The 15941-nt window shown below is 48.7% G+C and carries 9 protein-coding genes; 2 read left to right on the top strand and 7 right to left on the bottom strand.

Annotated elements, in window-relative coordinates:
* Window positions 1–25: 25 nt before the first annotated feature.
* From OEY58_04940 to OEY58_04910, 7 genes are all read right to left on the bottom strand, one after another.
* On the bottom strand, window positions 26–1831 hold the full coding sequence (locus OEY58_04940) for an ABC transporter ATP-binding protein/permease (GenBank protein ID MDH5324790.1): 1806 nt from the start codon (window positions 1829–1831) through the stop codon (window positions 26–28).
* Between the two features lie 114 nt (window positions 1832–1945).
* A complete protein-coding gene (locus OEY58_04935) occupies window positions 1946–3364 on the bottom strand; it encodes a DUF5666 domain-containing protein (protein MDH5324789.1) in 1419 nt (472 codons plus the stop codon).
* Window positions 3361–4215: a DUF6502 family protein gene (locus OEY58_04930; protein MDH5324788.1), complete on the bottom strand. Its 855-nt coding sequence runs from the start codon at window positions 4213–4215 to the stop codon at window positions 3361–3363. The genes OEY58_04935 and OEY58_04930 overlap by 4 nt, the downstream gene beginning before the upstream one ends.
* Window positions 4216–4325: 110 nt before the next feature.
* The gene (locus tag OEY58_04925; protein MDH5324787.1) at window positions 4326–5534 is read right to left on the bottom strand and encodes a TraB/GumN family protein; all 1209 of its coding nucleotides are present in this window, start codon (window positions 5532–5534) and stop codon (window positions 4326–4328) included.
* A gap of 49 nt (window positions 5535–5583) precedes the next feature.
* A complete protein-coding gene (locus OEY58_04920; protein ID MDH5324786.1) occupies window positions 5584–7404 on the bottom strand; it encodes an ABC transporter ATP-binding protein/permease in 1821 nt (606 codons plus the stop codon).
* A 151-nt stretch (window positions 7405–7555) separates the two neighbouring features.
* Complete coding sequence (gene mutL, locus OEY58_04915) at window positions 7556–9460, bottom strand: DNA mismatch repair endonuclease MutL (protein ID MDH5324785.1); 1905 nt, start codon at window positions 9458–9460, stop codon at window positions 7556–7558.
* Window positions 9460–9810 (bottom strand): hypothetical protein, encoded by a 351-nt coding sequence (locus tag OEY58_04910; GenBank protein ID MDH5324784.1) that lies wholly within the window; start codon window positions 9808–9810, stop codon window positions 9460–9462. Before OEY58_04910 ends, mutL begins: the two co-directional genes overlap by 1 nt.
* A 267-nt stretch (window positions 9811–10077) precedes the next feature.
* Between OEY58_04910 and OEY58_04905 the strand changes: the two genes are divergently transcribed.
* The gene (locus tag OEY58_04905; GenBank protein MDH5324783.1) at window positions 10078–10959 is read left to right on the top strand and encodes an RnfABCDGE type electron transport complex subunit B; all 882 of its coding nucleotides are present in this window, start codon (window positions 10078–10080) and stop codon (window positions 10957–10959) included.
* Between the two features lie 16 nt (window positions 10960–10975).
* Complete coding sequence (locus OEY58_04900; GenBank protein MDH5324782.1) at window positions 10976–15940, top strand: 2-oxoacid:acceptor oxidoreductase family protein; 4965 nt, start codon at window positions 10976–10978, stop codon at window positions 15938–15940.
* The last annotated feature ends 1 nt before the right edge of the window (window position 15941 follow it).

Genomic DNA, 15941 nt, shown 5'->3' with positions numbered 1-15941 from the left:
GGTAGTTATAGCGAATGACAACATTTCATGAAACGGTTTTTTCTTTCTGTTGCAAGCGCCACAACTGCGCATAAACGCCATCGTTTTGCAGCAGATCTTCATGAGTACCACTTTCCGCTATTCTACCCTGCTCCAACACCATAATATAATCCGCATCAACAATAGTGGATAATCGATGGGCAATGACTAATGTCGTATGGTTTGTGGCAGTTTGGCGTAAGTCTTCCAATATTGCCTGCTCACTTTTGCTATCCAATGCCGAAGTGGCTTCATCAAACACCAGGATCTTGGGTGCCTTTAATATGATACGAGCAATCGCCACACGTTGCTTTTCCCCACCGGACAGTTTCAGGCCTCGCTCCCCCACCACCGTATCATAGCCCTGCGGTAGGCTGGAAATAAACTCGTGTATATGCGCCTTTTTGGCGGCTTGTATAATCTCTTCTTTGCCCGCATCGGGGTTAGCATAGGCCAGATTGTAGTAGATACTTTCATTAAACAACACCGTATCCTGTGGCACGATACCAATGGCCCTACGCACACTGTGCTGGGTAACTTCGCGCAAATCCTGTCCATCAATGCGGATACATCCTGAGTTAACATCGTAGAAACGAAACAACAACCGCGCCAGTGTGGACTTACCCGCCCCACTGGAACCCACCACCGCCAGTTTCTGACCGGGATTAATGGTAAAGCTGACGTCATGAAGAATTTGCCGTTCCGTTTGATAAGAAAACCCTACACGATCAAATTGAACCTCACCACCGCTAACCTGAAGTTCAGCCGCATTTTCCTTGTCGACAATTTCGGGGTTTTCATCCAGCAACTTGACCAGTTGATCCATGTCCGCCAAGGCATAGCGTATGGAACGGTATATAATGCCCAAGAAACCCAATGGAATGAACAATTGCAACAAAAAAGCATTCACCAACACAAAATCACCAATGCTCATATCCCCATCCACCACTTCACCAGCGGCAAAGAACATGATGAGCGTAACACCAACGGCAATAATGGCCCCTTGCCCGAAATTCAGCGCGGACATTCCCATCTGGTTTTTTACCGCATTGACTTCCCACAAGCCCAAGGTGTCATTGCAACGCTGAAACTCCATTGCTTCATTGTTGAAATATTTCACGGTTTCGTAGTTAATCAAACTGTCTATGGCTTCGTTGTTGGCTTTGGACTCCAAGCGGTTCATTTCGTGGCGGTATTCCACCCGCCAATTGGTTACTTTAAAGGTAAAAAGAATGTATATCGTAACGCTCACAAATATGACCAGTGTAAATACGATGTCGTATTGTGTAATCAGGTAGGCCGCTACCAGGCCAAATTCCACAAGAACAGGAATAATACTGAAGGTAAGATAGTTCAACAGCGAGCTTAAACTGACAGCGCCGCGCTGCAAATCCCGGCTGATGGCTCCGGTTTTACGGTCCAGGTGATAACGCAAGGAAAGTTCGTGTAAATGTTCCAACGTACGTATAGTCAGGCGTCGCATTGCTCTATACCGAACCTTGGTGAACAATACGTCTCTCAATTCATTAAACAGCGAACTGGCTAAACGCATCGCGCCGTAAGCCAGCAGTAAAGCCACCGGTAACACGATCTGCACCTGGGTATCACCGCTGACATTGATATTGAGCGTATCCACAATTTGTTTCAGGGCAATGGGTACGCCCACAATGGACAATTTAGATAAAACCAAGCAACTCATGGCCAACAATACGCGACCGCGAAATTCCCAGACATAGGGTAACAAGGATTGAATATTGGAAAAATTGTTGCGACTGGCGCTGGGAGTACTGGTGTATTTAAAATGGTGCGCCATGGAGACGGATTTTGACCGGTTTTTTTAACGATGGGAAAATGATAGTTGTTTTATCCGCGAATGGAAAGGAATGTGATAGCTTGAGCGGGAGTCGTGTTTGTGAAACACGACTCTTTATATTGAAAATTTAGTGGCCGTAAGTTCGTTTGTAATGCTGTCATACACTGCCGACTCAATGGTAATGGTTCTGCCCACATTACCCGCAAACCCGGCATCCGGGTCCGCATCGTCATCCACCACAACCACACCGGCAACGATGCCTTTACCGGTACCGGCGTCAAATGACAACAACTCCCCTTTGAGCCACACATTATTATCGGCGGCAACCACTTCAAGTCGTTTTAATTCGAGCACGCCCAATTGACCGTTTGCATCGATGTAGGCCTTGAGGGTAACACGGTTGCCCTGCTGCAGATTGCCCAGGTTAAACCTGCGCACGGAAGCTTCACTGTCGTCCTTGAACACGGTGAGGAAGCTCACGTTTAACGTTTGTCCCAATAAAGAAAAACTGTTCGAGGCACTGTCAACCGACTGGACAATGGCATTGAGTTCCACAGAAGGACGAACACGCCGTTCCACTTCCTCGGCGTACAAACTACCGTCATTCCTTACATAACCTTCGGCTTCCAGTTTCACATTGAGCAAAGAACCGACGGCAGCCGAATCAAACTGGGTTTGTTCGTCATAGTGGATCACTTGGCCGGCCAATACGAATGTCCGGTTTATCTCATCATGGGAAGAGACATAGCCTTCAAATTCAAATTCCGATCCCGCCTCAATTGTGGACAATGCTATGACGTCCACGGAATCCGCCGGCCATTGCAGAATAGTGTTTGCCCCCATTGTAATATCTTGAGTGCTTTGCACCTTAACCCACTGCCCCTGTTGCAACAAAACATTGGCGTTGGCATAGACGACGCTTAGATCGGCAATTTGAAATCCGGACTCAGCCACAGAGGACACCATACCGCGCAAGGACATATTCTGCCCCGTCCATTGTGCACTTTCCACTTTGATATAAGTAGCCTGAATTGTCTCCCCCACTGTGCGATAACCGCTCACCTCAATCAGCGCATCAGCGGCGATTTGAGCGGGATCGACCCAATCGGAAACACCAGTGGGATTGTAAAATTGGGTATGAGTACCATACACAACCGTCTGCCCCATCACTTGCAGTTGGGTGCCGTTATTACTTTGCACCTTACCCTTAATTTCGCTTTCATAAGCCACATGGGTGGCGCTGCCATTGGTAAAGTTATGCTTGGAACCACTCACCGTCACAACCATACCCACGGCCAGCTCGCTTTCTGCCCCAGCACCGCCATCCACACTCACTGTGGTATCTGCGGTTTCATAGCGAACACCATTTAAGTGGACACTGCCAAAGCCGGTTATAGCACCCACAGCAAATACTTTGCTTCTCAAACCCGTACCGGTTTCACCACCGCTGCAGGACAACAGTGTACCGACAACAAGGGCGATCCACAGAGGAGGGAATCTATTTAGTCTATTACTTACCTGATGGAGAATCATGGGGACTCCGATGAATCGTCTACGTCTTCTTCAAAAAAATACAAGCCCACACCGATGGCGCGACGTCCTTCACCACCGGCATCTGGATTGACATCCCGGTCTTTGGAAGCCATCCACTGATCGAACTCCTGGAGTAAAGCCTGGCCTTTTTGCGACAACATCTTGTGCGTTTGTTCGGCGGCCTCATCGGACAAATTGTCATAAAATACTTTGCGTTGAAACCTGGGTTGGTCCACACCATGAATATTTCTATCCATGGTATCGATTAGTCCGGAGACATCCTGGCCCAATAAGGCCAGTTTTTCCGCAGCACCGGTTTTGGGAATATATGCTGGAGCCAGCAAACGAATCATTCCATCCACTCGTTCTGCCACCCCTACTTGCAGTAACTCATCTAAAATAGCCCGGGGAGGCACATCGCCACTATAGTGCTTTACCAGGGAACTAAAACTGACGCCGCCGCCGGTTTCGTTTTCACTTTTAGATTCAAAGGCAAGCTCCGCCAATTCACCTGTTTCGGTATGATAGGTAGCGTCATGAACCCAGCCATAAACAACACGGGCCGCCCGGTTGTATCGCACCACCATATCTCTATTGTCAGTATCTTCAATTTGCAATACTCGTTGAATTTCCTTGCGCGACAAACCGGTGATAGTGGATATGCGAGACTTGGTTTGTTTCTTTCCGGACACACCAAATTCATTCAAGGCCACATCCACATAAGCCCGTTTGGCAATATCCGTAAAAGCGCCGTATGGCACGCCATTACGCAGTAGAATACGCACTAAAGGACGCATCAGCTTGAAAATTGCAGCGAAAAGCGCCTGTTGTGAGTCTGAAGAACCTGCCATTTATACCCTAATTTGGGATATGCTTCCCAAAAACACGAAAGGTTGATTATAAAATGAATAATTCCGGCAGGTAAAGTAGAAAAAATCGGCAGTATTATGCCCTATCTTAGCTAAGTTGTTGCAATACTTTCAAAAATTTTAAATCCGGCAATATAGGTACCCGCAGCCGAACCCAAAGTACATAGAATAAATACCAATAGTACCCGCGTCACTCGATTTTTCCACCAACCCCGGAAGTGAGTTGTATCTTGGCGTAAGTGACTGAAATCCTGAACTTTTGGTTTTCGTAACCAAGTTTCCATGGCAGCGGTTACCATTCCGGCGCCGATTGTTGGGTTCAAGGAAGTGATCGGCGCAGCCACAAAAGCGCCAATTATCGTTAAGGGATGGGCCAGCGCAATTAACGCTCCGAGAGAACACAAAGCACCGTTGATCACTATCCAATACCATACCAGCTGCAAGCCTAAATCGGCGTTTCGGCTAAAACCCACCGCAAACCCGGCTATAATTAAGGCAACAATTGCCCAGGGAATAAATCGTGGCCAACGCTTGGGTTTGGGCAACTGGTCCAATCGCGCTATTTTTTGCTCCGGCCCCTCCTCATCCTGGCGCCATTTTTCAATATAGTTACCAATACCTTTCATATGCCCGGCACCCACAACCGCTAACATACGCCCGTACTCGCCGGTGAGGTCTTCCTGCTGGATGCGTGCGGCCATGTACTGATCCCGTTCATCCACCAAGGGCAGATAGATATTTTCAGCTTCTTCTGCAAACTGGGCAAATGTGGATTCCAGTATATCGCCTTCTTTCAAACGCTCGATTTCCTCTTCGGTCACTTTTTGACGTGACACGACGCTGCCCAATAATCCACTGGCAAGATTCATTTTCTGCCACCATGGCACATTACCGTACACTCTTTTTAACGTGGTGGTAATTTCTCGATCGATGAGCAAAACGGGTATTTTCAGTTCAGCGGCAATATCAATTGCCATACGCATTTCCGCACCCGGTTTTATACCGAATTCATCCGCCATGCGTTGTTGAAACGCACCCAAAGCCAGATTGGCAGTCACCATCAACGCTTTACCTTCTTTGATGACCTGAAACAAGTCCATCTTGGCTAACGCATCTGGATTAACGATGGAATTGTGACGACTGGGGCACAATTCCACTGCAACGCAATCGTATTGGCCCGTTTGCAGCATTTCCTTGACCTTATCAGCGCTGGCTTTGGAAATATGGGCAGTACCTAAAAGATCTACTTCAACATGGTTTAGCTTGAAATTTATCAGGGGTTCTTGTTCGCTATTTTGCATTATTGTTTCCGCTTTTACTTTTACCAACCACTTTGTAAATTACCAACTATTATAGCTGTTTGGCATATAATCGCTGATACAAGCCATTGCTTTTAATCAAGTGTTCATGCACACCTTCTTCTATGATGTGTCCATCCTCGAACACGTAAACCCGATCCGCTTGCTTAACCGCACTCAATCGATGGGCGATAATCAATGTGGTGCGCTGCTGCAAAAACCCAGCCAAGGCTTCATGCAAACGGGCTTCGGTCTCCGCATCCAACGCGGAAGTCGCTTCATCCAGTATGACAACTTTAGGCTGGGATAATACCATTCGGGCAATCGCCAAACGTTGCCTTTGACCGCCTGACAAGCGTACACCTTGACGTCCGATCAGCGTATCCAAACCGGCAGGCAAGGCGGCAATAGTATCATGTAATTGAGCCACTTCCAGTGCTCGGTTCAATTGAGTCTCCGTGTAGCTGCGTCCCATGCTCAGATTCATGCGTACTGTATCGTTAAACATGGCCGGATGTTGCAATACAGTGGCAACGTGTTCCCGCACGACGTCCAAACCAATTTGGGTCACAGGAATCCGGTCAAAACTCAAACAACCGCTTTGATGCGGATACAAACCCAACATCACCTGAACTAAAGTGGATTTACCACCGCCACTGGCTCCTACTAAGGCTACTTTTTCACCGGCTGCAATATTCAGATTCACATCTTTAAGCACCCATTCGGGACCTGCCTCAGGCCCCAGGTTTACCTCATCGCCGTGAGAGGTATAGGCGAAAGACAAATTCTCCACCTGTACCGATACCGTGGTTTTATTTCGAAAGGGATTGTGCACATGAGGGTAACGGGGTTCCTGCTTAAGAGCAGCCAGTTGATTGATACGAGTCAACGCCGCTTTAGCCGCATAAAAGGCATATTGCACGTTCAAAATATCCTGTACAGGACTCATCATGAACCACAAATACCCGAATACTGCCATCATTTCTCCAATACTTAAATCGGAGAATACAACCATCAGCATGGTGATGGCGCGAAAAATATCAAAACCAAATAAAAACACACCAAAAGAAAAACGGTTCGCCGCGTCGCTGCGCCAGGAATATGCAGCGGAGTGGGTTTTAATTTGTGCGGCTCGACGGATAACCTCGCCGATATAACTTTGTTCCCGATTGTTAGCCCGAATCTCCTGAATGGCATCCAGCGTTTCCGCTAATGCATGCTGAAACAGCTCAACGGCGATGTTTTCATTTTTTTTCAGGTGTTTGACTTTTTTCCCCAGTGTCACCGTGAAATAAATCACCAGAGGATTCATAAACAGAATAAACAATGCCAGTTGCCAGTGCATCCATAACAACACCACGCTGATTCCCAGCAAACTTAATACGGCAACCAGAGTCTTGCTGATACTCTCTCCCACAAATTGATCAATAGCATTAATATCGGTAACAAAATGCGAGGTAACGGCACCACTACCCAGGGTTTCGTAACGAGCCATGGAAATGAATTGCAGTTTTTCCAGTAACAAACGCCGAATCCGGTAGGTGATATCCTTTGCAATCAAGGCGAACTGCTTCAGCTGCCACACGATACAGATCAACATTCCCACACGCAAAAACAAAGTCAACGCCAGAGTCGCCAGTATAAACAAGGTAGGACCGTGCCATGCAGATGGAAACAATGGCCCCAACATGGCCAGCAAAGCCCCAGGTTCCTGCAACAGAACCTCATCCACCAAAAGTGGCATCAATAATGGAATGGGTACGCCTAAAACAACGGCCATTAATGCCACCCAATGAGCAACGATCAAGGCCCGTTTATGCTCCAAGGCAATAGCACCCAGCGAGGACCAAGTGAAAGTATCGGTTCCTGACATTAAAAGCCTACGTTTGACTCGATCTTATCCATTGACACTTCTTTATTGTGTTTTTCGATTACGGCTATAGGTAAACGCCTCTGGTGGAAAGACCGTAAAATAGCAAAATATTGAAATTGAAACCGGCTTGAAAACAATGGAATGATAAGCGTTATTGACCGCGTAAAAACAATTTATCCAGTTCACCCAGCTTCAGTTGAATCCAAGTCGGGCGACCGTGGTTACATTGTCCACTGCGTTCGGTGCGCTCCATGTCCCGCAACAAGGCATTCATCTCCTGCAAAGACAGTTTGCGATTAGCACGCACCGAGCCATGACAGGCAATGGTGGCCAATATGCTATTTAGATGCTCACGGATGCGGTCACTGCTGCCATAACGAGCGAAATCGGAAACCACATCCCGAACCAAGCCGGTCACATCCGAATCGCGCATCACACTGGGTATTTGCCGAATAACGACCGTCTCCTGTCCCATGGGCTCCACCAGAAATCCCAGATCGGTAAATACGGCAACGTTTTCCTGCACCAAACTGACTTCGCCTTTACTCAAGTTTACGGTGAGCGGCACCAACATAGGCTGAGAACGAATGCCATCCGCATCGTTTTCCAATCCTTGCTTGAGTCGCTCGTAGACAATCCGTTCATGGGCCGCATGCATGTCCACCAACACCAAACCGCTTTGGTTTTCTGCCAGAATATACACCCCATGCAGTTGCGCAATGGCGTAGCCTAAATAATGGCCGGAGGATTCCACCTCTTGGTCCTGCAACGTCACCTCATCATTCAGGGAAGCCTGTACCGCGCGGTTCAAACCTGCATACGCATCCAACTGTTCTTGCACGCTCAGTGCCATACTCTGTTGTCCCGCAGATCCAAAAGACGATTGTCCGCGGGATGGTTGCCCGCCTGGTTGCGATCTGAACTGCGATTGGGGTGGGAGCTGACTCAACTCCGGGATTGTTTCCCCATAGGCCCACACCCCGGCAGTGGTATTCGCTTCCGACGCTTGCACATCGCCCGGGCGCACCTCCGCTAAGGCTTGATGTAAAGCCCGAAAAATGAAATCGTGTACCAGACGGCTTTCACGAAAGCGTACTTCATGCTTGGTTGGATGCACGTTGACATCCACCAGCTTGGGATCCATTTCCAAATACAAAACAAAAGCCGGATGACGACCATGATACATCACGTCTTTATAAGCCTGTCGCACACCGTGACTCACCAGCTTGTCACGAATCATGCGGGAGTTGACATAAAAGTACTGCATATCCGCCTGACTGCGGGAAAACGTCGGCAAGCCGACCCAACCCCATAAGCGCAAGCCGGCACCGCTGAAATCCACTGTGATACTCTGTTCCACAAAGGCCGAACCGCAAATATCAGCAATGCGTTGACGCCGGGTTAAATCATTGTGGCAAGCCCGAATGCGGTGTACTTGTTTTTGATTGTGGATAACATTGAAATTGACATCAAAGCGGCTCAAGGCCACCCGCTTAATCACAGTGTCAATATGGTTAAATTCGGTTTTTTCCGTTTTTAGGAATTTTTTTCTGGCGGGCGTGTTATAGAAAAGATCCCGTACGGTAATGGTTGTACCAACCGGGTGAGCCGCCGGTTCCAACGGTGCCGCGATATCTCCGCCGTGCACCTGTAATTTGGCCGCATGGGTATCGGCATGAGTCCGAGAACTGATTTCCAAACGCGACACGGATGCAATACTGGGTAAGGCCTCTCCGCGAAAACCCAGGGAATTCACACCTTCCAAATCTTCAAAGCTGCGGATTTTACTGGTTGCATGACGGCTTAAAGCCAATTCCAGATCTGCAGCATGAATCCCTACACCGTTGTCGCGTATTCGCAGCAGCCGCATACCACCCTGCTCCAACTGAATCTCCAGAGTATCGGCACCGGCATCCAGGCTGTTTTCAATTAACTCCTTCACCACAGAAGCCGGTCGCTCCACCACCTCACCGGCGGCGATCTGGTTGGCCAATTGATTGGGGAGCAGCTCGATACGCGCCGCCTTGCTTTCAGACTCCAAAGTCGACGTAGACATTAGTTGCTATTGCTATTTTGATCGTTTAGTTGCAAATCCTGCAACAGTTGATCCGCCGGCTTCACAATACTGGACGGGCTCAGTTGCTGTAATATGGACTGGTACGGTTGGCGCCGCCCATACATTAATTTTACCAACGCAAAGCTCAAAGGATTAAGAAAAATCAGTGCCATCAGAAACAAAATGCTGGTGACGATTTCAAAAAAAAGAAATCCGGTCAAACCATGATCTATTAAGGTCGCGTAAGTGAAAAAATACAAAATCATCAACACTCCCATAGGGACTGCCGTAAAGATTTTTATATTATTTTGGACATTTTGTAGTTTTTGGATGGTTTCCAATGAATCCATAGTCTGCCTGCACTCCTTCACTTTACAACAATTCACAATGGGATCGCAGTCTACCTGTTTCAGGGGATTTTTTCATTAGCGACACGCCCCGTCCCCTGACAACACCACAGCAGCAACTATCTGTATGTTTATGTTTTATTTGACTTTTACACATTTAAAGTGAATCACCACCGGGTTCAGGGCACTTGAAAACTGATTTCGATCAAACATCGATACGGCTCAGGTGGTGTATAGTTAATAAATGCAAAAAGGCAATAGCCGCACAGAATGACTGCGAATACGCTCACCGCCACCTTTACGGCAATTGTTACCTTTACGGCAATTTCCGCGGTTATTGCTCTGTTACTGATCTTTTTCGCCCGGCGCTTTGCGGTACAAGAAGACCCACGCCTGGATCTGGTGGAGCAAACCTTGCCCAACTCCAATTGTGGCGCTTGTGGTTTTGCCGGTTGCCGCCAATTTGCCGAAGCACTGCTGCAACATAAAACGAACCCCGGGCAATGCAGCGTATCCGATGAGGAACAACGCCGGCAAGTTGCCGACATTCTGCAAGTCGGCATCGGTACAGTCAATCAACTCACTGCACGCTTGGCTTGTGCCGGCGGCAACAATGTAGCCCGCTTTCATGCCCACTACTCCGGTCTTGCCACCTGTGAGGCTGCCGCTCAAGTGAATGGGGGAGCCAAAGTGTGTCAATGGGGCTGTCTGGGCCTTGGCGATTGCGAACGAGTTTGCGATTTTGACGCCATTCACATGAGCCCGCACTCCCTACCCCTGGTACGGGAAGACCTGTGTACCGGTTGTGGCGACTGTGTCGATATTTGTCCTAAAGATTTATTTACCATCCATCCTGTGGAGCACCGTCTATGGGTAGCCTGCAATAACCCGGTTTTTGGTGATGAGTTACTCAGTTATTGTGAAGTTGCCTGCACCGCGTGCGGTCGTTGTGAGAAGGATGCACCTGATCTCATTACTATACAAAACAATCTACCGGTAATAGATTACACCAAGAATCACCGCAACCAGGCTCCCATACAACGTTGTCCCACGGGTGCCATTCTGTGGATAGGGGCAGACGGCAGGTGTGAATACGGCAAGCAGTCGGTAAAAGTGCTGCGCAACAGCTCCTTGCAACCTTTAAACAGTTAAGGAAGTGAGACTCGCAATGAATGATCAGGCAAAAACCACCCCATCCAAGATTAAGAAAATGCCTTTACCACTTTACCCCGGAACTCGGGCCGCCATGGATGGAAACAGTGCCGCTATTCATTGCGAACGCGAATCCTCAGACGCTGCCGGCGCCTATCCCATTACTCCGTCCACCCAAATGGGTGAATACTGGGCCGAAGCTGCAGCCAACGGACATATTAATATTTCAGGACGGCCTCTCATTTTTATCGAACCCGAGGGCGAACACGCTGCAGCCGCTGTCACCGCAGGTTTGTCCATGACCGGTTTACGCGCCGCAAATTTTTCCTCCGGTCAGGGCGTGGCCTATATGCACGAATCTTTGTATGCCGCCGTTGGGAAACGTCTGACCTATGTGCTGAACATGGGCAGCCGCGCCATGACCAAAGCCTCCTTAAACGTACATGCAGGTCACGACGATTACCACTGCGTGGATGACACCGGTTTTTTTCAACTATTCGCTAAAAATGCTCAACACGTGGCGGACTTGAATATTTGCGCACACCGCATTGCAGAACTGGCACTGAACCCAGGCATCATCGCTCAAGACGGTTTTCTAACCACTCATCTTATCGAGTCCATGTTGGCACCGGAACGTGAACTGATCCAAACCTTTTTAGGTAAACCGGAAGACATCATAGAAACACCGACGCCGGCACAACGCATATTATATGGCGACACACGTCGGCGAATCCCTGAGCTTTGGGATATAGACAATCCAATCATGTCCGGCGTGGTTCAAAATCAAGACAGCTATATGCAAACCGTCGCCGCACAACGTCCCTTTTTCTTTGACCATATTGCCACTTTTACGGATCAGGTATTCGAAGAGTTTTATCAACTCACCCAGCGTCGCTATGAACGGGTGATGTCTTACCGATGCAAGGATGCAGAGTATGTCATACTGGGTCAAGGCAGCATTATCCCCAGTGCCGAAGTGGTGAGCGACTACTTGCGCAAACAAAGGAATTTAAAAGTCGGGGTAGTGAATATGCTCATGTTCCGCCCTTTCCCCGCAGACCTCATCAGCAAAATACTTAAAGGAAAAAAAGGCGTAGTCGTTATGGAGCGCCTGGATCAACCTTTGGCCGGTGACCCGCCTTTGCTACGGGAAATACGCGCCACTATTAATAAATCCGTAGAAAACCATCTTAGCCCTAACAAACATAATAAACCGTTTCCTGAGCTGCAATCTTACACCCAGGATGATATCCCGCTGTTGTATTCCGCCTGTTTTGGACTGGGCAGTCGTGATTTACAGGCCGAAGGTATCATCGGTGCAGTGGAAAACATGTTAGATGACGGTCATCATAAAAAGCAATTCTACCTGGGCATAGACTTTATTCATGAACAAGCTCTGACACCAACCCAAGAAGTTTTCCAACAGACGTTGGCCGAAGCCTATCCACATATCGGCGAGTTAGCGGTTCACGGCAGCGAAAACCCCAACCTCATGCCGAAAGACAGTATCACCATACGATTTCATTCAATCGGCGGATGGGGCGCAATGACCACCGGAAAAAACTTAGCCATGACTTTGTTTGAACTGCTTAACTATCACATCAAGGCTAATCCCAAGTACGGTTCGGAAAAGAAAGGCCAACCAACCACCTATTACCTGAGCGCCGCTCCCGAACCCATTCGCATGAATTGCGAATACGTGTATGTGGACACGGTCATATCGCCCGATCCCAATGTATTCCACCATACCGATGCTCTGGCGGGCTTAAAAACCGGTGGTGTATTCATTATACAAAGCGAACTGACAGCACCGGAACACGTCTGGGCCGCATTTCCTGAAAAATATCGCTTAGCCATACGTGAGCGAAACATTCAGGTGTATTTCCTCGATGCATTCAAAATTGCGCGCGAGGAAGCGACCGATGCCGAATTACAAATGCGCATGCAGGGTACCGCATTCCAGGGAGCTTTTTTTGCGGCTACAGACCTAATGCAGAAAAATAGACTCAACGAAATCACTCTGCTCAGTGCGATTCAACAACAACTGCAGCACAAGTTCGGGACCAAGGGCGCCCGAGTGGTGGAAGACAATGTGCGAGTGGTCAAACGCGGTTTCGATCAACTCCAACGTATACCGGATAAAATTATTCAGGACCCGGTTTCATCTCAAGCCTGCCCTTCGGAACCGGCTATCCCGATCATGGTGAAACTCGTTCCACAATCTCAAGCCCCGGTGGCCAGCTTGCACCGATTTTGGGAGCAAAATGGTAATTTTTATGCCCGGGGTTTGGCAGGGCAAAACCTAGCCGACCCCTTTATAGGATTGGGCACACTCCCCGCTCTCTCCGCGCTATTTCGCGATATGAGTTCGATTCGATTTGAGCATCCACAGTGGATCGCAGAAAACTGCACCGGCTGTGGTGATTGCTACACGGTATGCCCCGATACGGCTATCCCCGGTTTAGTCAACGACATTAACCAGGTTTTTGACACGCTATTGCAACGAATTCGCAGTTCCGGACACAAACTTAACTTTTTACCCAAGGCCCTGCGCAGTTTGGAGCATGAGGTACGAACAGCGTTTATTAACTCAGAGGATAAAATCAACACCAATTCACTAATGACGGCAGTGCTCACCGAAGGGCTGGAACAACAACAGCTGGAGGAAAACGATAAAGCACAACTGCGCCGGGAATTTTCCCTGTTTAAACAGGAACTGGGCAGTTTCTCCTTTGCCATAACCCGCCCTTACTTCACCGTACCCGAACGCAAATCCAATGGTAGTGGTGGTTTATTCAGTCTGGTGATTAATCCTTACAGCTGCAAAGGTTGCCGTGAATGCATAGAGGTCTGTAACGATGAGGCTTTAATCAGCATCCCGCAATCCCCGGATAGCCTGACTCGGTTGCGTAGACACTGGTCACTTTGGTTGGATCTGCCCAATACACCACCTCACTATATCCGAGTAGAGAATCTGGAACAGCGCATCGGCGCCCTACACAGTATCCTGCTGAATAAAAATGCCTATCTGGCATTTAGCAGCGGTGATGGTGCCTGCATGGGTTGCGGTGAAAAAACCGTGATTCGATTGTTTACCGCGACCGTAGAAACTTTGATGCAACAACGCGTTGCCCGGCATGTTGAAGCGTTATCGCAATTGATCGACGAACTACAAAAACACATAGAAACCCGCTTGGTCGCTACCATGAACGTGGGAGACACGAATACCTTAAGACGTATTCTGCATTCTCTGGGGGACAATGAACTTACCCTGGGTACGATTGCCACGAAGCTGGATAGCGTAAAGGACACACAACCTATAGATCACGATTGGTTGGAACGGGTATTGAAACTGTTGGAACAGCTTAAACATTTGCGCTGGCTTTATACGCAGGGCCCCAGCGGACGCGGCCGCAGCAGCATGGGGGCAATAAACGCCACAGGTTGTTCGTCGGTATGGGGCAGCACCTACCCTTATAACCCTTATCCGTTCCCCTGGTCGAATCATTTGTTTCAGGACAGCCCATCTATGGCCATGGGAATATTTGAAGGTCATATGGCCAAAATGGCCGAAGGCTTTAAGGTCATACGCAAAGTGCACCTGGAACTTACAGACCAATACGATCCCCGTGAGCACGACGTATTTTTTCAGAGTTTCGACTGGCATCAGTTCAGCGACACGGAACTGGCTTTGTGCCCTCCCGTCGTCGCCATTGGAGGCGATGGTGCGATGTACGATATTGGTTTTCAAAACCTGTCACGCATGTTAATGGCGGGCAAACCCATCAAGGTCCTGATTCTGGACACGCAGGTGTATTCCAACACAGGAGGACAAGCTTGCACTTCCGGATTTACGGGGCAGATCTCCGATATGGCACCATTTGGTAGTGCGCACAAGGGCAAAGAGGAAATCCGCAAAGAAATGGGCCTATTGGCCATCGCCCATCGCACCAGCTATGTGATGCAAAGCACCATAGCCTATGCCAACCATATGATAGAAGGCTTTGTGGAGGGTTTGTTAAGTAAACGTCCTGCTGTTTTTAATTGCTTTACCTCCTGCCAGCCGGAACACGGAATAGGTGATGATATGAGTCATCATCAGGCTAAGTTGGCTGTAGAATCCAGGGCCTACCCACTGTTCCATTACAATCCCGACGATGGCGACACTATAAAAGAATGCCTGCATCTGAACTCCAACCCGGCAATTCACCATGCCTGGCCCACTTACAAACTGCATTATGATCACAACGGTATTAAAGAAGTCATGGAACTGCCTTTTACCTTTGCAGATTACGCCCTAACGGAAACCCGCTTTCGTAAACACTTTCGAACAGCACCGCCGGACACCTGGCATGAAGATATGATACCCGTAGCAGACTATCTGCAACTGCAACCGGAGCAACGATCACAACGCTATCCGTATGTGTGGACTTTGAATCCCAATGCCCCTCAATCTCAACCAGGGCGCTTGATGGTAGACGAATCCATGATCGCCGCCTGCGAGGACCGGCAGCGATTTTGGACACTACTACAATCACTGAGCGGAGAAGGTCAGCCTCAAACCAGCACTGCCGACCTGGAACACGCCATACGCCGGCAAATTTTGTCCCAAGTGAGCAACGGACTGATGAAACTCATGGGGGGGGACGGACTCCTGCTTGACTCCGCAGCAACCACGACACTTAATCCTGATGCTCTAAATCCCGAGACTGAAGCAACACCATCAAGTCAATACATCGCTCCCTGGATTGAATCGGAGGAATGCACCGCCTGCGACGAGTGCACTCAACTCAATCCGGCCATGTTTGAGTACAACGATAAGAAGCAGGCTATTATTAAAAACCCAAATGCCGGTCCCTACAGCGACTTGGTGCAGGCTGCTGAACGCTGTACTGCACAAGTAATTCACCCCGGCTATCCACGAGAAGACGCGGGTAAGGATATGGACAAATGGATCGCCCGAGGCACTAAATATAATTAGC

It is taken from the genome of Gammaproteobacteria bacterium (assembly GCA_029882975.1).
Lineage (GTDB): Bacteria > Pseudomonadota > Gammaproteobacteria > SZUA-152 > SZUA-152 > JAJDNG01.
The sequence above is the reverse complement of the archived record's forward strand: the minus strand, read 5'-3'. Positions and strand labels throughout refer to the sequence as shown.